This is a genomic window from Bacillus sp. AFS053548, assembly GCF_002575105.1.
Classification (GTDB): domain Bacteria; phylum Bacillota; class Bacilli; order Bacillales; family Bacillaceae_G; genus Gottfriedia.
Genome location: NZ_NUHI01000005.1, coordinates 38,677 through 59,508, shown reverse-complemented (window position 1 = coordinate 59,508; position 20,832 = coordinate 38,677). Strand labels below are relative to the sequence as shown.

At 33.1% G+C, this 20,832-nt stretch carries 20 protein-coding genes, 1 riboswitch and 2 other annotated features; of the genes, 14 read left to right on the top strand and 6 right to left on the bottom strand.

Annotated elements, in window-relative coordinates; translation table 11 throughout:
• Nucleotides 1-130 precede the first annotated feature (130 nt).
• A complete protein-coding gene (rluF, locus tag CN946_RS02180) occupies nucleotides 131-838 on the bottom strand; it encodes a 23S rRNA pseudouridine(2604) synthase RluF (protein ID WP_098859938.1) in 708 nt (235 codons plus the stop codon).
• 205 nt (nucleotides 839-1,043) lie between these two features.
• Nucleotides 1,044-1,145, top strand: a riboswitch (purine riboswitch).
• Between the two features lie 88 nt (nucleotides 1,146-1,233).
• Here rluF and CN946_RS02175 point away from each other — a divergent pair.
• Nucleotides 1,234-2,535 (top strand): NCS2 family permease, encoded by a 1,302-nt coding sequence (locus CN946_RS02175; protein ID WP_098859708.1) that lies wholly within the window; start codon nucleotides 1,234-1,236, stop codon nucleotides 2,533-2,535.
• 77 nt (nucleotides 2,536-2,612) lie between these two features.
• On the opposite strand, the gene CN946_RS02170 is transcribed toward CN946_RS02175, so the two are convergent.
• Nucleotides 2,613-3,947: an APC family permease gene (locus CN946_RS02170; RefSeq protein WP_176547170.1), complete on the bottom strand. Its 1,335-nt coding sequence runs from the start codon at nucleotides 3,945-3,947 to the stop codon at nucleotides 2,613-2,615.
• Nucleotides 3,948-4,231: 284 nt separating this feature from the next.
• Between CN946_RS02170 and CN946_RS02165 the strand changes: the two genes are divergently transcribed.
• The 4 genes from CN946_RS02165 (at nucleotide 4,232) to CN946_RS02150 (ending at nucleotide 7,322) form a co-directional block, all read left to right on the top strand.
• Nucleotides 4,232-4,945: an MBL fold metallo-hydrolase gene (locus CN946_RS02165; protein WP_176547169.1), complete on the top strand. Its 714-nt coding sequence runs from the start codon at nucleotides 4,232-4,234 to the stop codon at nucleotides 4,943-4,945.
• A 162-nt stretch (nucleotides 4,946-5,107) separates the two neighbouring features.
• On the top strand, nucleotides 5,108-5,305 hold the full coding sequence (locus CN946_RS02160; RefSeq protein WP_098859705.1) for a hypothetical protein: 198 nt from the start codon (nucleotides 5,108-5,110) through the stop codon (nucleotides 5,303-5,305).
• Nucleotides 5,306-5,560: 255 nt separating this feature from the next.
• Complete coding sequence (locus CN946_RS02155; RefSeq protein ID WP_098859704.1) at nucleotides 5,561-6,445, top strand: LysR family transcriptional regulator; 885 nt, start codon at nucleotides 5,561-5,563, stop codon at nucleotides 6,443-6,445.
• Between the two features lie 82 nt (nucleotides 6,446-6,527).
• Nucleotides 6,528-7,322, top strand: a complete 795-nt coding sequence (locus tag CN946_RS02150) for an SDR family NAD(P)-dependent oxidoreductase (protein WP_098859703.1) — start codon at nucleotides 6,528-6,530, stop codon at nucleotides 7,320-7,322.
• Between the two features lie 44 nt (nucleotides 7,323-7,366).
• Here the strand turns inward: CN946_RS02150 and CN946_RS02145 are convergent, their stop codons facing one another.
• The 4 genes from CN946_RS02145 to CN946_RS02130 form a co-directional block, all read right to left on the bottom strand.
• Nucleotides 7,367-7,987 carry a DUF47 domain-containing protein gene (locus CN946_RS02145; protein WP_025671577.1) on the bottom strand — a complete coding sequence of 207 codons (621 nt, stop codon included), beginning with the start codon at nucleotides 7,985-7,987 and terminating at the stop codon, nucleotides 7,367-7,369.
• Between the two features lie 89 nt (nucleotides 7,988-8,076).
• Complete coding sequence (locus CN946_RS02140) at nucleotides 8,077-9,162, bottom strand: Ger(x)C family spore germination protein (protein ID WP_286133790.1); 1,086 nt, start codon at nucleotides 9,160-9,162, stop codon at nucleotides 8,077-8,079.
• An 11-nt stretch (nucleotides 9,163-9,173) separates the two neighbouring features.
• Entirely contained in the window at nucleotides 9,174-10,265 is a 1,092-nt protein-coding gene (locus CN946_RS02135) for a GerAB/ArcD/ProY family transporter (protein WP_098859701.1), read from the bottom strand.
• Entirely contained in the window at nucleotides 10,262-11,746 is a 1,485-nt protein-coding gene (locus tag CN946_RS02130) for a spore germination protein (RefSeq protein ID WP_098859700.1), read from the bottom strand. The genes CN946_RS02135 and CN946_RS02130 overlap by 4 nt, the downstream gene beginning before the upstream one ends.
• Before the next feature lie 243 nt (nucleotides 11,747-11,989).
• Nucleotides 11,990-12,240: a binding site (T-box leader), on the top strand.
• A 43-nt stretch (nucleotides 12,241-12,283) separates the two neighbouring features.
• Nucleotides 12,284-12,547 (top strand) — a binding site (T-box leader).
• A 110-nt stretch (nucleotides 12,548-12,657) separates the two neighbouring features.
• Here CN946_RS02130 and trpE point away from each other — a divergent pair.
• The 9 genes from trpE to CN946_RS02085 all read left to right on the top strand — a co-directional run bounded on the left by trpE (nucleotide 12,658) and on the right by CN946_RS02085 (nucleotide 20,796).
• Complete coding sequence (gene trpE, locus CN946_RS02125) at nucleotides 12,658-14,028, top strand: anthranilate synthase component I (protein ID WP_098859937.1); 1,371 nt, start codon at nucleotides 12,658-12,660, stop codon at nucleotides 14,026-14,028.
• Complete coding sequence (locus CN946_RS02120; protein ID WP_098859699.1) at nucleotides 14,012-14,623, top strand: anthranilate synthase component II; 612 nt, start codon at nucleotides 14,012-14,014, stop codon at nucleotides 14,621-14,623. Before trpE ends, CN946_RS02120 begins: the two co-directional genes overlap by 17 nt.
• The gene (gene trpD, locus CN946_RS02115) at nucleotides 14,595-15,623 is read left to right on the top strand and encodes an anthranilate phosphoribosyltransferase (protein WP_098859698.1); all 1,029 of its coding nucleotides are present in this window, start codon (nucleotides 14,595-14,597) and stop codon (nucleotides 15,621-15,623) included. The genes CN946_RS02120 and trpD overlap by 29 nt, the downstream gene beginning before the upstream one ends.
• Nucleotides 15,624-16,412, top strand: coding sequence for an indole-3-glycerol phosphate synthase TrpC (gene trpC, locus CN946_RS02110; RefSeq protein WP_098859697.1), 789 nt, complete (start codon nucleotides 15,624-15,626; stop codon nucleotides 16,410-16,412).
• Nucleotides 16,409-17,014: a phosphoribosylanthranilate isomerase gene (locus CN946_RS02105; RefSeq protein WP_098859696.1), complete on the top strand. Its 606-nt coding sequence runs from the start codon at nucleotides 16,409-16,411 to the stop codon at nucleotides 17,012-17,014. The genes trpC and CN946_RS02105 overlap by 4 nt, the downstream gene beginning before the upstream one ends.
• Complete coding sequence (gene trpB / locus CN946_RS02100; protein WP_098859695.1) at nucleotides 17,015-18,214, top strand: tryptophan synthase subunit beta; 1,200 nt, start codon at nucleotides 17,015-17,017, stop codon at nucleotides 18,212-18,214.
• Nucleotides 18,215-18,216: 2 nt separating this feature from the next.
• Nucleotides 18,217-19,002: a tryptophan synthase subunit alpha gene (gene trpA, locus CN946_RS02095; RefSeq protein WP_098859694.1), complete on the top strand. Its 786-nt coding sequence runs from the start codon at nucleotides 18,217-18,219 to the stop codon at nucleotides 19,000-19,002.
• Between the two features lie 641 nt (nucleotides 19,003-19,643).
• Nucleotides 19,644-20,069, top strand: coding sequence for a DMT family transporter (locus CN946_RS02090; protein WP_098859693.1), 426 nt, complete (start codon nucleotides 19,644-19,646; stop codon nucleotides 20,067-20,069).
• A 28-nt stretch (nucleotides 20,070-20,097) separates the two neighbouring features.
• The gene (locus CN946_RS02085; RefSeq protein WP_098859692.1) at nucleotides 20,098-20,796 is read left to right on the top strand and encodes a Crp/Fnr family transcriptional regulator; all 699 of its coding nucleotides are present in this window, start codon (nucleotides 20,098-20,100) and stop codon (nucleotides 20,794-20,796) included.
• Nucleotides 20,797-20,832: the final 36 nt, after the last annotated feature.

Sequence of the window (20,832 nt, the reverse complement as noted above, 5' to 3'; positions counted from 1 at the left end):
AGTAAAAAAGGAAAAAGATGAGATATAGTGACTCATAAGGGGTTCATGAGTAAGCAAAAAATTAAAAAGATGAAACTCACTTACCCATAGCAAAAAAAAGACTAATTCAATCGAATCAGTCTAATTTGATTTACCATTCATTTGGCTCATAATTTAATTCTCTAAATAACTGAGTTTTTTCTTTTTTAGATAAGTCTCTCCATTGACCCATTGGTAGATTGCCTAGATTAATATTCATAATTCGAGTTCTTTGCAATCGGTATACTTCATATCCAAGTGCTTCACACATGCGACGAATTTGACGGTTTAAACCTTGTGTTAAAATGATTTGGAAATCAAATTTTGAAAGCTGTTTAACTTCACATGGTAATGTTTTTGTATCTAATATTTTTACCCCTTCAGACATTTTGGTTAAAAAGTCAGGAGTTATTGGTTTATCTACTGATACAATATATTCTTTTTCATGCCTATTTTCAGCTCGTAAAATCTCATTTACAATATCTCCATCATTTGTAAGGAGAATCAAACCCTCAGAATCCTTATCCAATCTGCCAATATTAAAGATACGTAATGGGTGGTTTACGAGATCAACAATATTCCCTTTAACACCTTTTTCAGTTGTACTTGTTATACCAACTGGCTTGTTCAAGGCTATATAAACATGGTTTCGAGCTAATCTAATATGTTCACCATTTACAATTACCTCATCACCGGGTTCAACTTGATCACCGACTTTGGCTACTCTACCATTTAATTTTACTCTTCCTTCACTAATTAACTTGTCCGCTCCACGTCTCGAAGCTTTTCCAGACTCACTAATAAATTTATTTAAACGAATTTTAAACAACCCCTTAAATTCTAAATTATACTTTCAGAATAACATAGATAGCTTTTTAATGAGAACACCATTCGGCTATTACTAAAAAGTACTTTTAAATAATTGTTGTATACTACTATTTTATCCACATTGATTATATTATTTTCTAAATTATATAACAAAAATGTTTTTTGTTGACAGACTGTAAGGCAGGTCGTATGATAGAAAAAATATATTAATATTTTCTCATATAAACTTGAAAATAAGGTTCAAGAGTATCTACCTAGCGCCCGTAAACTGCTAGACTATGAGGAAGAGCTCTGGATTTTTGTTTTCTTTACAATGTAAAACTGCCTGCTTTTTCTCATGAAAAGCGGGCAGTTTTTTTTATTTTAATATAATAAAGGAGTCATCATATGTTTCAACTTAAAGAACGAAAAACTTCAGTTAAAATTGAGGTATTAGCTGGTTTAACTACATTCTTAACTTTGGCGTATATCATTATTGTCAATCCTATGATTTTAAAGGATGCAGGTGTACCGTTTAACCAGGCATTTTTAGCTACTATTCTAGCAACCATTATTGGTACTTTAACGATGTCATTAATAGCTAATTATCCAATCGTTATTGCACCTGCAATGGGATTAAATGCCTATTTTACTTATTCTGTAATTGGGGGACATAATCTCCCATATTCAGTAGGTTTTTCTGCTGTTTTTATTACTGGAATTTTATTTTTACTACTTTCTTTAACATCTTTCCGAACAAAATTGATTCAGGCAATCCCTGCTAACTTAAAGCATGCAATTGCTGCTGGAATTGGTTTGTTTATTACCTTTATTGGCTTACGTTTATCAGGTATTGTAGCAGATCATCCAACTAATCTAGTTCAAATTGGTGATTTTAGTTCCCCTAAAGTTGCACTTACATTGATCGGTTTACTAATAACAATTGTATTTATGGCTCTTAACTTAAATGGTGCGTTATTCTTAGGAATGATCACGACAGGTCTAATTGCATATTTTACAGGTCAGCTGAATTTTGCAAATGGTTTTGTTGCTATGCCTCATTTACCAAAAGGAATTTTAGTATATAACCCAATTGATTCAGTGAAAGACATTATTGAATATGGACTTTATAGCGTAATTTTCTCATTCTTACTTGTTATGTTATTCGATACAACAGGAGCATTACTAGCAATCGTTAAACAAGCAGGTCTTATCAAAAATGGTAAGTTAGAAAAAGGAGGAAGTGCATTCTCTGCTGATTCAATTGGAACAATTGTTGGTGCAATGTTAGGAACAAGTCCGACTGCAGCAACAGTAGAATCCTCTGCTGGCGTTGGTGCTGGTGGAAAAACTGGTTTAACATCATTAACTGTTGTGGTCCTATTTATAATCGCAGCATTCTTTAGCCCAATGATTGGTTCAGTATCAGAAGTTGCCGCAATTACAGCGCCTAGCTTAATTATTGTTGGCTGTTTTATGATTAAAAGTATTTCGGAGATTAAATGGGATGATTTTGAAGAAGCATTCCCAGCATTTTTAGTCATCGTTAGTATGCCATTAACATCAAGCATTGCAAACGGTATTGCTTTAGGCTTTATTTCATATCCGATCATGAAAATCGTTAAACGTAAATTTAAAGACGTACACCCATTTGTTTATATATTTGCAGTATTATTCCTAGTTCAATTAGTATTTTTTGCACATAAATAATAGAAAACATAAAAAGCAGGTAAAAGATATTGAAGTCTTTTCCCTGCTTTTTATTAACCTTTAATCATACTTATATATTAACTTGCTTTATATTTTTCTTCGCTTCTAATAGTCGATTTTAGTCTCCAATAAACGGGTAAACCAACAATTGCAATACCAATTGATACAAGTGCATCTATTGGTGCATTTATAATCGTACTACCGATGATGTAAAGTGTACCTAAAATTGCCACAATCGGAGTGATAGGGTATAAAGGCACTTTATATAATTTATTTCGACTTTTATCTTTTTTACGTAATATGAAGATTGCATTAAATGCTAGTCCATAAAATAAGAAGACTGCAAATATAGCCATATCAGATAGTCGATCTGGGTTCCAAAATATCATCATTGCTAATGCTAAAACAATTTGAAAAACAGTTGAGCCTACTGGCGTATTAAATTTAGGGTGAATACTAGATAATACTTTTGAACCAGGTAGGAAGTTTCGTTCTGCCATCGCAAATGTAACCCTTGGGAATGTAAGAATTTTGCCATTTAAACAGCCAAAAATAGAAACTAAAATTCCGATGGCAAGAATTTTCCCACCAATACTACCAAATAGTGAAGAAGCTGCCGCAGTAGCTGCATTAGGACCTAATTCAACAATTTTACTTGCAGATAAAACATGTAACATTGCGATATTAACAGAAAGATAAGCTAAAATAACAATAACAATACCAGAAATAATTGCTCTAGGAAGGGTCTTTGAAGGATTCTTCATTTCTCCTGCCATAAAACCTACATTCATCCAACCGTCATATGCCCATAAAGTCGCTAATACTGCTGCGCCCATACTAAGTGCTTGAGTAGAACTACCACTCTCTGCATTAAAAACTGATACGTCCCCTTGAAGAATACCAAAAACAGCAATTAAAATAATAGGAACTAGTTTACCTGCAGTTGAAATCGTTTGAATAAATCCACCAAGTTGAGTGCCTAGTATATTTAGACCACCAAGTAATATAATCGTGATAATACCAATAACTTTGCTACTTCCCTGAAAACCGAAAAAATCTGCCAACAAAGAACCGAAATAAAGACTAAGAGCACCCATAACGGCTGGTCCATAGACGAGGGTTTGTACCCAACCGCATAAAAATCCCCACTTCTCACCATAAACCTCTTCTATGTAAGCATATAATCCACCAGTTCTCGGGATTTTTACACTTACTTCAGCAATCGTTAATCCACTTGCTAGTGTAATAACGCCACCGATAATCCACGCTAAAAGAGCCATAGTGGAGTTAGCAGTTGAAGACAGTACGATCCCAGGTTTCATAAAGATTCCAGAACCAATTACTGTACCGATTACTAAAGACGTTGATACGAAAAAGCCAATATTTTTCTTTAAATTTACTTCTTTTTCCACATTATACGCTCCTTCCAGGACTATATTTATAAAATTAGAAAGATTATAGCACATTAATTTTCTAATCTATTTTTTTCTGAAAAGTTAAATTTATGTCTTATATATTTTTGATATAGTGGATAAGACCTATTAACCCTAATAAATCTTTCATAATATATATTCGTTATGACTAGATAACATATTGATAAAAGGTTATTAGTCGTAAAGATAGAACACTATAATGTAGGTATTTCAGACCGATTTTTAGTTAATCATGGAATGCGATCTATTCTGGAGGTGAAGACGTGGAAGTTTCTTTCGAACGTGTGGTAAATAATATATACGCTTTAGCAATATGGGATACGGAATGGAAGTCATATAATAATTGCTATTTTATAATTCAAGATAATGGAGTTACTCTTATTGATTCAGGAAAAAAGATCCATACTAAGTATCTTAGGAAAGCTCTGGTTGAATTGGGTAAAACCCCAGAAGACGTCCATCTCTTTTTAGCTACACATGGACATAAAGACCATATTGAAGGTTCTAGTATTTTTAAAAATGCTAAGAAGTTTATCCATTCAAATGATAATGATTTGATTGATTCACTTGAATTAACTCAGTTTAGTAATGACCTGGAAGCTTTTGAAGTAATAAAGGAGTTTGAGTATGATTTAGTTGGATACCATACTCCAGGTTCGGTCGTTTTTTATCATCGCTCATCAAAAACAGTTTTTACGGGTGATTTCATATGTTTCTTCGGTGATCCTTTATCAAAAGATGGACTAGTCTCTAAAGGAGATGACCTTAGAAATGAGTGGGTAAATTATTTGAGAGATGGTGGAGTGTCAAAAGAACACTTAGATCATTTTCTAGATGGACTAAAAAAAATAAATCAGTTTGAAAGTAGTGTAATGTGTACTGGGCATGGCGGTGTCCTAGTAGGAAATATTAAAAAGTTTATAAGTGAACTAATTGATGTCGGAGTTCAATATGGTAAAAGAGTATCAGACTGTTGACCGATTAGATCAGTCTTTTTTATAGGAAGTAGTGTATAGAAAGAGCCTAATTTTGCACTTTAGAAAGGTTAGATTGGAATATTCTTACCAATAATAAACTATATAGACTGTAAAAGGGTTTCTTTCAAATACTTAAAATTACTTTAATGGGAGTGCATTGTAATGAGGTTAAAAACATTAATTGGACTATTATTAGGTTCATTGACAACATTCTTCATTTTAAGTCTCTTAAGTAATAAACTTACCAATAAAGAGTACTGGTTTTATGCAACAATTTATCTTGTCTTTATGGTTTTAGCGTACTTGGCAATTAACTTAATTAGAAAAGTTAAGTCATCAAAGAAGACTGATTCATTTTGAATCAGTTTTTTCAACGTGTTGAAATAAAACATAGTCAATAGTGAAAAACGGAAGTCTAAGTATGTAATTAAGCAAAATATGGAAAGAAACTTACTCATAGCAGGCTTTAGTGGAAATCAACCAATTGACTGCTAGTTGACAAACTCATTTTTCAACAGTTTTTTCTATTTACCTGTTTTATCAAATTTCCTACTATAAGAAAAATAAATAATGATAATATTGATAATAAGTAAATCTGATACTAGGAGATAGAGTATGGATCAAATTCTTTTAGTTTTTATGGCGGTCGCTGAAAAAAGAAATTTTTCAAGAGCGGCTGAAGAGTTACATATGACTCAACCATCCGTTAGTCAGCAAATTCAATTACTTGAGAAGCATATTGGTGCAAAGCTTTTAATTAGAACAAATAAATATGTTCAGCTAACGAAGGCTGGAGAAATTGTCTATTTGCATGCTAAGGAAATAACTAGTTTATACAAGCGGATGTCGACACTAGTGAATGATCTGATGAATGAGGCTAGTGGTCATCTTAAAATAGGTGCAAGTTATACTTTTGGTGAATATGTATTACCGCAAATTTTAGCGGAAATGAAGAGACTTTTCCCGAATGTCATTCCATCAGTACAAATAGGGAATACTCGAGAAATTGTTCAGGCCGCATTAAGTTATCAAATTGATATTGGTATAGTTGAAGGCGAAGCGACTCATACAAATTTAAATATACAACCTTTTGCAAATGATGAAATGTATATTATTGCTGGAACTAAGAGCGAAATATATGCTATTGAAGTTGTGACATTGAATCAAATTGAAAATGAAACATGGATTGTTAGGGAAGAAGGATCCGGAACAAGGGAAGCAACTGAACGATTATTTGAATTATTAAAGATACGTCCTAAAAACATAATTGAATTTGGTAGTACACAATTAATTAAAGAGGCCGTTGAAGCTGGTATGGGAATTACCTATTTATCTGAGCTAGCAATAAAAAAAGAAAAGCAGTTAAATACAATTGATTACCTAAAAGTAGAAGGGACACCTATTCAACGGAATTTTTCAATTATCACAGATAAAATCGAACTTCAAACGAAATCGTTGGAAATATTTATTGAGTTAGTTAAGAAATATTATGAGAAATAAAGTAGGAATCCTTTTTTTATATAGTTGAACATATAGTAAAACAAAAAGTGTTCAAACGATAAAAAGATAAAGGATAATCATAATGACATTCAAAAAACAAAAGGGTAAAACAGTATTAATTACTGGACCAACAGAAGGAATCGGCTATGAGTTAACAAAATTATTTGCAAAAGATCATTTCAACTTAGTATTAGTTGCTAGGAATAAAATTAAATTAGAAGAAATGGCTAATTCATTGATGAAGCAGTTCAATATAAAAGTACTGGTTGTTACAGAGGACCTTTCTAAAGTAAATTCTGCTAAGTCTATTTTTGATCAAGTTTCAAAATCACAAATGGAGATTGATATTCTAGTAAATAATGCTGGAGTTGCCCTATACGGAGACTTTGGTCGGACTGATTTAATGAAAGAGTTAATGATGCTTCAGCTAAATATTGTTACTTTAACAGAGATCGTAAAATACTTCTTACCAAATATGCTTCAAAAAAAAACGGGCCAAATTATCAATATTGCATCTACTTCAGCTTTTCAACCAGGGCCAAAAATGTCTGTCTATGCAGCTTCAAAGGCTTATGTACTATCATTTAGTGAAGCTCTTTCAGAGGAATTAAGACATACTGGAGTTACCGTAACAGCTGTTTGCCCTGGACCAACTAGAACGGGAATAATAAATTCATCCGGTGGAAATAATTCAAGGTTGTTTAAAGGTGAAATTATGACCCCAAAAAAAGTTGCGAAGTTAACTTATAAGGCAGTTAGTAAGAAGAAAACTGTTGTTATTATAGGTATTAAGAATAAAATATTAGCGCAATCTGTTCGATTCATTCCACGATCAATCGTTAGAAAACTTGCAAAAAAACTATTAGAAGAGAGATAAAAAAAATACAGTCTAATTGACTGTATTTTTTAGTTGCTATTTAATTATGCATTACCCATAATAATCTGTTCAAGTGTATTTGCTACATCTTGTGCACTATCTGAAACTGCTTCTAACATTTCATAAATTTCTTTGAACTGAATTATTTTGATTGGATCTTTTTCATTTTTAAAAAGCTCTTTAATGGAAGTGCGTAATAACGCATCACACTGTGACTCATAATCTTTTACTTGAATCGCATGTACGCGCATTTCTAATAATTTCTTCCGTGAAAGTAACTGAATTGCTTTTAAGATTTCATTGGCAGCACTGCGAATATTTTTAACAAACTTCACCATGAATTCATCAATTTGAACAATGGAGTACATTTCGAATGTTGCGGAACATTGCTCCATTCCGTCTAGTACATCGTCCATTTTATTAGCAAGTTCTAGTATATCTTCACGTTCGATTGGTGTAATAAATGTTTTATTTAATTCAACAATAATTTGATGAATATATGTATCACCTTTTGTTTCATAAGCCTTCATTTCTGCAGAGAATGTTTTTAAATCAGTAGCATTTTTTATTTTAAAGTCATCAAAATAAATCGAACATTCATTTACATTATTTGCAATATTTAAGAGCATTTCAAAGAATGTATCATTTTTTTTACCGAGTCTCAAGTAGGGTTCCTCCTAAAAAACAGATTGATTCTAATCCTTAATCCTTACATTATGTTGCTCAAGAGTATGAAATATTATAAATATGATTCTTAAAAAACAGGTCCAGTTCGATCAATTTTTACTTTTACGGAAGTTTTGAACTTAACATTTTTATATTCCTTTTCCCATTTTATTTTTTTCCATAGATCTGGATAAGAGCTAGATAAAATTCCTCCGATTCCTAATGCATCACAATTAGCTTCCAATAATGATTTAGTGATTTCATCAGACTGTTTAGTAAGAATTCGTGAAACATCCTTATTTAATTTGGCTTTGTTTAGCTTTTCGGCTATCTTTCCTGTATAGCTAATAATTGTTAAATCAAGTGTTAGATTTAGCTTACAAGTTATTTTCTTTGTCTTTTTATCTACTTTTACATCTAAATCCCTTTTCATATTTTTTACTCTATAAGAAATTGTTTTTCGATCCCCTAACTCTACAGCCATCTCACTATATTTAATTAGTCGATCCATTAGCAGCAATAAAAGACTTCCTTTTCCATTAGGTAAGCTAATTCCTGAAAATTTATCACCATTAAATAGGTCTATTCCACCGATTGTAATTTTATCATTTTCGTCTTTTTTTACAAAAGGTAAAACGATATCTCGACCTTTATCTGTAACTTGTGTCCATGCTGTAAAAGCAGTTACTTTCGGAATCTTTGTAGTATCTTCAGCTGCCTCTAGTCCTTTTAGTATGATAAATGCAATTGGGCTAGTTCCAGGATCGATTGTAATAAGGTCTGAAGCCTTATCTTCTGCTATAACAATTCTCGTAGAAACATAGGCTTGTCTAGGGCGATAAAAAAGTTCTAAAAAAGGGTAAATTCCTTTTCTAGCAAGGTCGCGCCCTATTAAGATTATATGTGCTTTACTTACATCAATTAGGCCAGGTAGTTTATTGTTAATATCAATTTCCATTCCTGATATAGCAGGTCGCTTTACTTTAACAAGTTCGTCCTTAACTTCAAACTGTCCTCCACCTTTGTTTTCAATATTTAATGCTCTAACTGTAGCTAATATATTATCGTCTTGATCTAAATCGAAGCTAATGCCATTAACCATTTTCTTATTTACCAATAGATTTTGATCCCAACAGCTAGCTAAAAAAAAGGTAAACAAACATAAGGTTATCAAAAATGATTTTCTTATAATTGTTCACTCCTTTCAGTTTTTGAAATGATGAAGGATAGACAAAACAGAATGAAGGGAAGTCCAAATACAACCACATAGCTTAAATAAGTGACATATTTATCAAAGATAGCTAGTTGATCTTCATCAAAAGGTATAATTGTTAAGAAAAAAATTAAGATTCCACTAATAACTACATTTTTTTTAAATGATTTTTCTTTACTAATACTTTTAGCTGATAAAAATAAGTAAAGGATTACAGAGGTCGTCATTGGCACAATCCAGACCGATAAAAAAATCAAATCTAAGCGGTCCATCATTTCAAATGAAAGGGCTTTAAATATATATAAAACAGGCTCCCTAATTTGCAAAAGTTGTGTTGGACTAAAGCTTAATAGGCAAATAAAGGTAAAATATGTATAGAATAATGTCACAGAGAAATTGGCAAGACTAACAGTTTTTAATATTCCTTTTTCAGTATCAAGCACAAAAGGAAAAATTAGTAAAAGACTTTCAAATCCTAATATCGAAAGTAATGATTTATGACTTCCTAAAATTATATTTTTTACTCCTGATTGACCGATTGGTAGAATATAGTGAAAATCTTTTGGTAAATAAAAGGTAAAGAACGATAGTAAAAATAAAAGGATGATTAGAACCGATGCTAATACAAAAAATCTTGCTATGATTCTTAGGTCGCTAATTGTTAAATAAATGCTTGATAAAATAATAATTAGTGATAGTACCCATGTTGGAGTTAACGGTAATAACCAAAGGGATATGCTTCTGATAAAAAGAGCACAAGCAAGACTTCCAATCATAATAAAATAGATATATATAAATAAGTTACAGAACTTTCCTAGATATTTACCTAAAATTTTTTTTGTAATATCTGTATATGTAGTATTTGGATATCTTTTTAGTAAAAACCAGTAAATAAATAATGTAATTTGAACAGCTACTCCTGCAATTAAGGTAGAGATCCACCCATCACCTTTGGCCGTACTTTGAACCGCATTTGGTAATGAGAGTAGTCCAATACCAATTTGACTCTGGACAATAAAAAAGTAGAGCTGTAATTTAGAAATCGAGTTACTATTTGTTATCATTTTTTCTTCCACACCCTAGATATTCTTTGCTGTACAATCTTTTGGGGACGTGTATCAGTTGGTCTTGTATTTTGCTTCCATGAAGGGAGTCTAAAGAAAGTATCCTTTATATCTTCCTTGCGAAAAGGTGCCATTGGAGAAAAGTAGGGCATGCCAAAAGATTTTAATTTGCACATATGCATAAAAATTAACATTAGTGTTAGTGTAATCCCAAAGAAACCTAGTATTGAAGCCATAATCATCGTCGGAAAGCCCAATAGCCTCATACTAGTACCCATCTCACTAACTGGTGCTACAAACGAAGCAATTGCTGTAAAACCAATTACGACGATCATCGTGTTTGATACTAAATGCGCTTCAACAACAGCGGTACCAATAACTAGACCACCAACTATACCAATTGTTTGAGCGATAGGAGAAGGTAGTCTAATAGCAGCTTCCTTTAGTAGTTCTAATATGATTTGCATTGCAAAAGCTTCAACGAGAGGGAGAAACGGTACAAACTCTAAAGAAACCCTAATTGAATAAAGAAGACCTAATGGTAGTACTTCAGAGTGGAAGGATACGATCGCAATGTATATAGCAGGTAAGCTAATTGCAACGATAAAGCTAAATACCCTAATAATTCGAAAAAATGAACCAATCAACCATCGATGATTATAATCATCGGGAGCTTGATAAAAAGCGAAAAAGGTAATTGGTACAATAGAAACTGTTGGATTCCCATCTACAAGTAAATTTATTTTTCCGTCTAAAAGATAAGAAGTAGCTCGGTCTGGTCTTTCTGTATTTAATACTTGTGGAAATGGTGAAAACGTACTATCCTCAATCAATTCTTCTAGTTGTCCAGTTGAACGAAGACTGTCTAATTCAAGACCTGAAATTCTTTCTTCTATGACCTCGACAAGTTTTCGATTTACAATGGAATCAATATAAACCATAGCAACTTTAGTATTCGTAATCTTACCAATCGTAAAATACTTAATCTTTAACTCAGGTGTACGAATTCTTTTTCTTAGTAATTGTATATTTGTATTTATATTTTCGACAAAACCATCGTGAGCACCATTAATATTTTGTTCATTAGCAGGTTCTTGAATTGCACGTTCTTTATCATCAGGAGCTGCTGCTAGTATTCCTTTTGAACAATTTTCTTCTAAAATTAGACAAAATCCGTTTAATAAACTATCTCCTAATTCAGAGATATTTGATGAGTTTTTAATCTCATATGATTTGACGATATTGCCTGTCTCATCTTTTTTTTCTCTTAGAATTGGTTCGATAATAAATGATTGAAGTGCTTCAATTTTTATCATCGATTCAAGAAACAAAACGGCAAAAATCTGAGTATTTTTATGAATAATCTTAACGACTAAATCTTCTGTATGCCTTAAATATTCTTGAATGATTTCAATATTATTTTTAAGATTATTTGATAAAACTTCTTTATTTGACTTAATTGTTGTTGTATCGGTTCTCATATTGATACCTCTTTGATGGAAGGTCTAATTGGGTTTGGGTTTATTCTTTCCAAAATTAGGTTGTGTATGCAATGAAGACTCGTATGAAAAATCATTTGCGATTCCGTTTTTTAGATTAACAAAAATGTAAAATATTAGTTTTCTAAAAAGAAGAAAAATCGAATCTTGTAGAAATAAACATGTTGACTTTTTATTTTTTGCATAATAATATAAGGACAATTAATTTAAATAAACATCCATAATTACTTTGCTTTGACGAAGAGTAGTAACGATTACGGAAACTAAAGAGAGCTGATGGTTGGTGCGAATCAGTGTGAAAGTAATCGCGAATGGACTTCCGAGCATTCAAACCGAACCTTAAATAAGTAGTAGGCTTTGGCGAGTAGTCTTCTCGTTACAAAAGACGGGTATTCAATAGAAAATTGATTGGATACCGACAAAGCGAGCTGTTAATCAGCTAATGAAGGTGGCACCACGGGTCTCTCGTCCTTTTTTAAGACGGGGGGCCCTTTTTGTATTTCTTAAAAATTAAATACTAATAAATCGCTGAGTAAGAAGAGTAAATATTGGTGAATGTCACAGAGAGTTAGACAATGGTGGGAGTCTAATACAGGAACCTTTATCGAATGGGCTTACGAGAGGCATCTTGAACATTAAAGTAGGGATGCACGGATTTCCACCGTTAAAAGGATAGGGTATCGGAATTATTTAAGTAACTAATTCCCGTATCCGAAAAGTGGGATTCAGATCAATCTGATCCAATCTGAGGTGGTACCGCGGTAGCAACTAATCGTCCTCTATATGCACAATCTTTGTGCGTATAGGGGACTTTTTTTATATTCATCATTAACTTTTGGAGGTCGAACAAATTGTCAGTACAAAACAAAGCAGAAATAATCATTGAAACGATAATGGGGGATTTGTTTACACCGATTTCATTATTTAAGAAATTGACCGCTAGCAAAAAGTTTTTATTTGAAAGTTCATTTAAGCATAAAGATTCTGGCCGTTATTCATTTGTTGGTTCAAAACCAGCTTTTGAATTGATTGGGACAAATCAAAATGGTCAAATCATCTATAAAAATGGTCAAAAAGAAGAGTTTGTTGGAAATCCTCTTTTAAAGCTGAATGAGTTAATACCAAAGCAGGATTACTTAAAGGTATTGGATATCCCTTTCATTGGTGGGGGAATTGGGTATGTAGGATATGATATGATTCGCCAGTTTGAAGAAATCGGTGATGAGCTGGAAGACGTTATCGGAATGCCAGATCTCCATTTAATGTTTTTTGAAGTCATTATTGTATTTGATCATTTGGAACAGAAAATTCATTTAGTTGGAACAAAGCTTTCCGATGAAACAACATTAGAAGATTTGAAGAGCGAAATTCAGAATTATAAGCAAGTAATTTTATCTAACTCAAATCAAGAGGAGCAAATAAAACCGGTTGTATTTTCTACTTTCGAGTCTGAAGTTAGTAGAGCTGACTACATTTCCAAAGTAGAAAAGGCAAAGTCATTTATTCAAAAAGGAGATATTTTTCAAGTCGTTCTATCACATCGAATGGGAGCAAAATTTGAAGGGAATCCATTTGACTATTATCGAAAATTACGAATCCAAAACCCGTCACCATATATGTATTATATCGATTTTGGTGATAGCGTTGTTGCTGGTACTTCCCCTGAAAGCTTAATAAAAGTTAAAGATAATCAGGTCATAACGAACCCAATTGCCGGTACGAAACGAAGAGGGAAAACGGTTGAACAAGACTTAATGATCGAAAGAGATTTATTACAGGATGAAAAGGAACTTGCCGAACATAAAATGCTTGTTGATTTAGGAAGAAATGATCTAGGCAAAGTTTGCGAGTTTGGAACAATCCAATTAGAAAAATATATGAACGTTGAGAGATACAAATATGTCATGCATATCGTTTCCGAAGTTAGTGGGCAATTTAAAAAAACACATACTTCACTTGATGCTCTTATTGCTTGCTTACCAGCTGGAACCGTATCTGGTGCGCCTAAAATTAGAGCAATGGAAATCATTAATGAATTAGAGAGTTCAAAGCGAGGGGTATATTCTGGTGCAGTCGGTTATGTATCCGTTAATGGAAACCTTGATTTTGCATTAGCTATTCGAACGATGATTTTAAAAAATCAAATGGCCTATATTCAAGCAGGAGCAGGCATTGTTTATGACAGCAAACCCGAATATGAATATGAAGAAACCATTAATAAACTAAAAGCTTTTTTGGAGGAAAATCATGATTTTAATAATTGATCACTATGATTCTTTTACTTACAATCTTTATCAATTTCTAGGAGAGCTTGGCGAAGAAATGAAAATCGCTAGATATGACAAAATTTCGATTGATGAAATAAAAGAAATGAATCCAAAAGCAATCATTCTTTCTCCGGGACCTGGCAAGCCCGAGGAGAAACAGGAAACGAATGAACTCATTAAAACTTTTCATAAAACAGTCCCAATACTGGGCATTTGCTTAGGGCACCAAGCAATAGGTTATGCATTCGGTGCAAAAATTATTAAAGCTATACAAATCAAACATGGCAAAACATCGAAAATTAGGCATGATGGTAGCAACTTATTTGCCTACATGTCACAACCGTTAGAGGTTATGCGATACCATTCACTGGTAATTGAAAAGGAAACGATACCGCCATTATTTGAAACTTTAGCATTTTCAATGGACGATCAAGAAATCATGGCCATCAAACACAGAAAATACCCAATCTACGGTATGCAATTTCATCCGGAATCTATTGGAACAGAATATGGAAAACAACTTTTATTAAACTTTTTAAATGAAATAAGGGAGGAATTAAAAGATGAAAGAGTACCTTCAACGCTTAGCTAATCGAGAGTCGTTTACAGTAGAAGAAATGCAAGTAGCTGTCGGTAGGATTTTACAAGATGATCAAATATCAGATAGTGAAATCGCAGCATTTCTAGTTGCTTTAAAAACAAAAGGTGAAACAGTAAACGAAATTGCAGGACTAGTAAACGCGATTCGAAATCATACGGTAGGATTTACTAGGAAGTTTCATAATGTCATTGATAATTGTGGGACAGGTGGAGATAATTCATCGAGCTTTAATGTGAGTACAACATCAGCGTTTGTTATTGCAGGAAGTGGAATTCCAATTGCAAAGCATGGAAATCGTAGCATGTCTAGCAAAACAGGTAGCGCCGATGTATTAGAACAATTAGGTGTGGAGCTATCGATTCCAACACAAGCTTCCGAGGAGCTTTTAGATGAAATAGGAATTACCTTTTTATTTGCTCCATATGTTCATCCAAGATTGAAAAAAGTTATGAAGGTTAGACGTGAGCTACAAATTCCGACCATTTTTAACTTAATTGGACCTTTAACAAATCCAGTTGAATTAGAGACCCAACTATTAGGAATTTACAGAAGAGATTATTTAGAAGTTTTTGCAGAAGTGCTAAATAAATTAGGACGTAAACGAGCGATTGTATTACACGGTGCAGGGCATTTAGATGAAGCATCGTTAGCTGGTGAGAATCATATCGTCCTACTAGAAAATAATGAGATGAAAAAGATGACACTTCATCCGGAAGAAGTTGGATTAACTTATTATCCAAATACAGAAATCAAAGGTGGAGATGCAAAGAGGAATGCAGATATTCTTCTTCGAGTACTAAAAGGAGAAAAAGGAGCTTTTAGAGATACGGTTTTATTAAATGCTGGTTTAGCAATTTATACTTCAGGGATTGTCAATCAAATTACAGATGGTATTAGGAAGGCTGAAGAGAGCATCGATTCTGGTGCAGCTTATGAGAAATTACAAAAACTAGTTGAAAAAACTAGCAAACTAAAAAGAGAGGTTATTTAAATGGAAACCATTTTAGATCGAATCATTTCTCAAAAACAAATCGAAATTAAAAGTTTAAGAGCGATTAGCCGGAAAATAACAGACCAAGCAAAGAATTTATCATTAATTGAACAATTAAAAGTTGCAGACCATTTATCGATTATTGCGGAATTTAAACGAGCATCACCATCAAAAGGTGATATTAATACAAATCTTAATCCAGCAGAACAAGCAAAGAAATATGAGGGAAATGGAGCAGCAGCAATATCTGTTTTAACTGATACGACTTTCTTTAAAGGTTCCTTTAAAGATCTGAAAATTGTGCGTGATTCCGTTAATATTCCGATATTGTGCAAGGATTTTATTATCGATCCAGTTCAAATAGATATCGCAAAAGAGCATGGAGCAAACATTATTTTACTAATTGCTGCTGCATTACCTTTTACAAAACTAAATCATTTATATCAATATGCGAAGCAGCAAAATCTCGAAGTATTGATGGAAGTACATGACGAGGAAGATTTAGAAAAAGCACTAAAAATTAGGCCCGATCTATACGGCATTAATAACCGAAACTTAAAAACATTTGAAGTGAATCTAGGTGTGACAGAAAGACTAGCACCACTTATTCAAGCGGATGGAGGTTTCATTATTAGTGAAAGTGGAATTTTCAATCAGTATGATGCAAAACGTGTAAGAGATGTTGGGGCAAACGGAATTTTAGTCGGAGAGGCATTAATGAGGAGCAATGAATTATCATCAAACATGAGCGAGCTGATGGTTCCTATTCTAAAGGAGGCTAAGCAGTGAAAGTGAAAATTTGTGGCATTACCGATTTAAAAACAGCTAAATGTGCAATAAATGCAGGAGCTGATGCCATTGGATTTGTATTTGCAGAAAGTAAACGTCAAATTGAAATTTCTGAGGCAAAAAAGATCATCGAGTTACTGCCAGATTCGGTGTTGAAGATTGGCGTTTTTGTAAATGAAACAAAGGAGACATTAGAATCCATCTATGAGGAAGTTGGTTTAACACATCTTCAGCTACATGGAGATGAAACGCCAGAATTTTGTCGTTCATTATCCTTTCCAGTAATCAAAGCATTACGAGTTCAATCGGAAAAGGACGTTGAAAAAATCGCAGAATATGATTGTGATTATATTTTAGTTGATAGCCCGAGTGGAAAATACCGTGGCGGAAATGGAACAACATTTAACTGGGACCTTGTTAAATCAAAGAAAATAGATAACTTGATTTTAGCTGGTGGATTGACGATTGAGAATGTAATACCTGCAAGTAGCGTCGTAAAACCAATAATGGTTGATGTAAGTAGTGGAGTCGAAACGAACGGGAAAAAAGATGAAGAAAAAATAAAAAGTTTTATAAAAAAAGTTAAATTAGGAGGAATTTAAATGTCTACGTACACACTTCCAGATGTAAAAGGTCATTTCGGTATGTATGGAGGGAAATATATACCTGAAACGCTTGTTCAAGCCATAACAGAATTAGAAGAGGCTTATTCAAATATTAAAGATGATCCAGCGTTTAATGAGGAAATTGAAAGCTTGTTAAAGGATTATGTAGGCCGCCAAACACCTCTTTACTTTGCAGAAAATTTAACTAAGCATGCTAACGGAGCTAATATTTATTTAAAACGTGAGGATTTAAATCATACTGGTGCTCACAAAATCAACAACGCAATAGGTCAGGCATTACTTGCGATTCGAATGGGGAAACGAAAAATTGTTGCTGAAACAGGAGCGGGACAACATGGCGTCGCAACTGCAACAGTTTGTGCTCTATTAAATTTAGAATGTGTTATTTTCATGGGTGCTGAGGATGTTCGAAGACAAGAGCTGAATGTGTTCCGAATGGAATTACTAGGCGCAAAAGTGATTAGTGTTGAATCCGGAAGTGCGACACTAAAGGATGCAGTAAATGAAGCCCTTCGTTACTGGGTTGCAAATGTAGATGACACTCATTATTTATTAGGATCAGTAATGGGGCCACACCCTTTTCCTATGATGGTAAGAGATTTCCAAAGTGTAATTGGAAAAGAAACAAGACAACAATTTTTAGCGAAGAAAGGTAAACTTCCTGATGCAGTAGTAGCTTGTATTGGCGGAGGAAGTAATGCAATTGGTATGTTCCATCCATTTATAACGGATGAAAGTGTAAAGTTATTTGGAGTAGAAGCCGCTGGGCATGGAATCAATACAGATAAGCAAGCAGCATCTTTAACAAAAGGCGTACCAGGCGTATTACACGGTGCATTAATGTATTTACTTCAAGATGAAGATGGTCAAATACAAGAAGCTCATTCTATTTCTGCGGGACTTGACTACCCCGGAGTAGGTCCTGAGCATTGTTATTTGAAAGATATTGAACGTGTAAAATACGAATCAATCACAGATGAAGAAGCACTTGAAGCATTCCAATTACTAGCAAGATTAGAAGGAATTATCCCAGCATTAGAAAGTGCACATGCAGTTGCATACGCAATAAAGCTAGCAGCAACGATGAAGAAGGATGAAAATTTAGTCATCTGTTTATCTGGTAGAGGCGATAAAGATGTTCATACCGTTCGTGAGCGATTAAAGGAGGGCAAATAATAATGAATCGAATTGAATTCCAATTTTCAGAACGACTAAAAAAAGGTGAAAAGCTATTTATTCCTTATGTAATGGCAGGAGATGGTGGTCTTGAAGTATTAGGGGGAAGACTTGCTTTACTAGAAAAATTTGGCGCATCAGCAATCGAAATAGGTATACCATTCTCAGACCCAGTAGCAGACGGACCAGTAATTCAACAAGCGGGAATTCGAGCATTACAAGCTGGTACAACATTAAAAGCTGTAATTGAAAAAATAAAAGAAGTTCGTAAATTAATTTCTGTACCTTTAATCGTCATGACATATATGAATCCCATTTTAGCTTATGGAATTGACAGGTTCGTATCGGACCTTCAGCAAGCAGGAGTGGACGGATGTATTATTCCTGACCTACCAATCGAAGAAGAAGAAATTATCATTCATCAACTTGAAGAATTTGGAGTAGAACTAATTCGTTTAGTCACAATGGCTACGCCAAAAGATCGAATCATTAAAATTGCTAAAAAAGGAAGAGGTTTCTTATACACAGTAACAGTAAAAGGGATTACTGGTGTTCGAAATGAGCTAGACGATAGCCTATCATCCTTTTTAAAAAGTGTTAAAGAAATTAGTAATAAACCTGTAATAGCTGGATTCGGTGTATCTACCCCAGAACAAGTAAAGGAATTAAGCCAAGATTGTGATGGAGTCATTGTTGGTAGTAAAATTGTTGATTTATTTAATCAAAATAAGATCAATGAAATTAAACTTTTAATGGAATCAAGTTTAGTAAGTGAAGAAGTAATTTAATAAAAAGTGAATCAGGCTATATTAATTAGTGGCCTGATTTTTTCATGTAATTTTTGGGGTATTTTATTGAACTTAACCTTGCTAAGCTCTGAAATATAACGGAATCTAGTTAATAATTAGTCTGTGTTAAGCTTTTTAGATGAAAAAGATTGATTAAGATTGATAATATCATCTGATTTTAGTGGGATTTCATCTAAAATACGGTAAGCGGTATGGGTATTATTAGCGTTTAATTGCGATTTTCATAATTTTAATTGCAGATTTACCAATTTTAATTGCAGATACAACATTTTTAATTGCGATTATCGAATTTTATTTGCAGTACCTCAAATATTTCAAAATGATCCAAAAGTATCCACAAAAAATAGACTGTTCCTAAAAAACTCAACTACAAACTATCCACTAATTTTACAGTTCTCAACATTTTTATGGGAAGTTTTCCACATAATAGCGGAGTATCCACAAAAAACTAACTCCAAAAAAATATAACTCCAAACTATCCATAGAAATTTATATAATTTAAAAAAGTTTTCCACAATTGAAGAGTATGTTCATTTTTCTCTCTAGGACATATGTCCTTCCCAAACAACCATCCAATATCGTTTAATAATGAAGAAATCAATATGACAGGAGAGAAAAATATGAAAGGAATTTTATTAGCAATTGTTGGTGGAGCATTCATTACACTACAAGGGGTTGCAAATTCACAAATTAGCAGTGATATTGGTACTTGGCAAGCAGCTACAATTACACAGTTTACAGGTTTTATTGTAGCTTTATTCGTACTACTATTAATAAAAGATAAAAAATTAGCTGAAGTTAAGAAAGTGAATCCAATTTATTTATTAAGTGGGGCACTTGGAGCATTTGTTATCTTTTGTAATGTGACATCAATTCATATTATTGGTGTGACATTTTCAATTTCTGTTCTTTTAATCGCACAGCTAAGTTTAACATTTATCATTGATAGTAGAGGGTGGTTCGGAGTCAAAAAGCTTACTATTAGTCCGTCACAATTTATTGGAATTGGTATGATGTTGATCGGTGTGATTGTGTTAGGTTCTTAAAAGTAAATTTACAGGAGGTGAAGTTAACTTGAAAATCACTAGTGATATTGAACAAATTAATCATTTTTTAGCTGAACATAATATTGAAGCAGTTTTTAATGAGGATTTAAAAGCTCATATGACTCTTAAACAATTCATGCAAGGAGACCTTATTTGTTCTCAAGGAGACTCACCAAAAAATTTGTTTATTTTAGTAAAAGGGAAAATCAAAGTTTATACTTCTTCAGCGGAGGGTAAAACATTAATTCTATCATTTAAGACGCCTCTTGAATTAATTGGAGATATTGAATATGTAAGAGGCTCTAACTATATAAATACGGTTGAAGCCATATCTGCGGTTGAGATGATTGCTGTAGATTATCACTGGTTAAAAAAATTTGGTAAAGACTATGCACCGTTTCTTCAATTCTTATTAGAAATCATAACGGAAAAGTTTCTTATTAAGTCGAATTCAATGAGCTTTAATTTAATGTATCCAGTAGAAGTTAGACTAGCAAGTTACTTATTATCGGTTTCATACCATGAAGCGAATTCTTTACAAAACGATAATTTAAATCCAATCAATCTTAAAGACGCAGCAAATCTAATCGGAACGAGTTATCGACATGTTAATCGAGTTATTCAACAGTTCTGTAAGGATGACCTAGTAGAGCGAAAAAAAGGGAGTATCCTTATTAAAGATCGAGCCGGTTTGAGTATTCTTGCAAGTAATAATATATACGAATGATAGTTTTAGGAATCATACAGAAATTTTTTGGAGGTG

What these genes read in the sequence shown, in the direction of transcription:
- CN946_RS02175 (WP_098859708.1), top strand. Translation starts at nt 1,234, where the DNA reads ATGTTTCAACTTAAAGAACGAAAAACTTCAGTTAAAATTGAGGTATTA.
- CN946_RS02160 (WP_098859705.1), top strand. Translation starts at nt 5,108, where the DNA reads ATGAGGTTAAAAACATTAATTGGACTATTATTAGGTTCATTGACAACA.
- CN946_RS02155 (WP_098859704.1), top strand. Translation starts at nt 5,561, where the DNA reads ATGGATCAAATTCTTTTAGTTTTTATGGCGGTCGCTGAAAAAAGAAAT.
- CN946_RS02150 (WP_098859703.1), top strand. Translation starts at nt 6,528, where the DNA reads ATGACATTCAAAAAACAAAAGGGTAAAACAGTATTAATTACTGGACCA.
- CN946_RS02135 (WP_098859701.1), bottom strand. Translation starts at nt 10,265, where the DNA reads ATGATAACAAATAGTAACTCGATTTCTAAATTACAGCTCTACTTTTTT.
- CN946_RS02130 (WP_098859700.1), bottom strand. Translation starts at nt 11,746, where the DNA reads ATGAGAACCGATACAACAACAATTAAGTCAAATAAAGAAGTTTTATCA.
- trpE (WP_098859937.1), top strand. Translation starts at nt 12,658, where the DNA reads ATGGGGGATTTGTTTACACCGATTTCATTATTTAAGAAATTGACCGCT.
- CN946_RS02120 (WP_098859699.1), top strand. Translation starts at nt 14,012, where the DNA reads ATGATTTTAATAATTGATCACTATGATTCTTTTACTTACAATCTTTAT.
- trpD (WP_098859698.1), top strand. Translation starts at nt 14,595, where the DNA reads ATGAAAGAGTACCTTCAACGCTTAGCTAATCGAGAGTCGTTTACAGTA.
- trpC (WP_098859697.1), top strand. Translation starts at nt 15,624, where the DNA reads ATGGAAACCATTTTAGATCGAATCATTTCTCAAAAACAAATCGAAATT.
- trpB (WP_098859695.1), top strand. Translation starts at nt 17,015, where the DNA reads ATGTCTACGTACACACTTCCAGATGTAAAAGGTCATTTCGGTATGTAT.
- trpA (WP_098859694.1), top strand. Translation starts at nt 18,217, where the DNA reads ATGAATCGAATTGAATTCCAATTTTCAGAACGACTAAAAAAAGGTGAA.
- CN946_RS02090 (WP_098859693.1), top strand. Translation starts at nt 19,644, where the DNA reads ATGAAAGGAATTTTATTAGCAATTGTTGGTGGAGCATTCATTACACTA.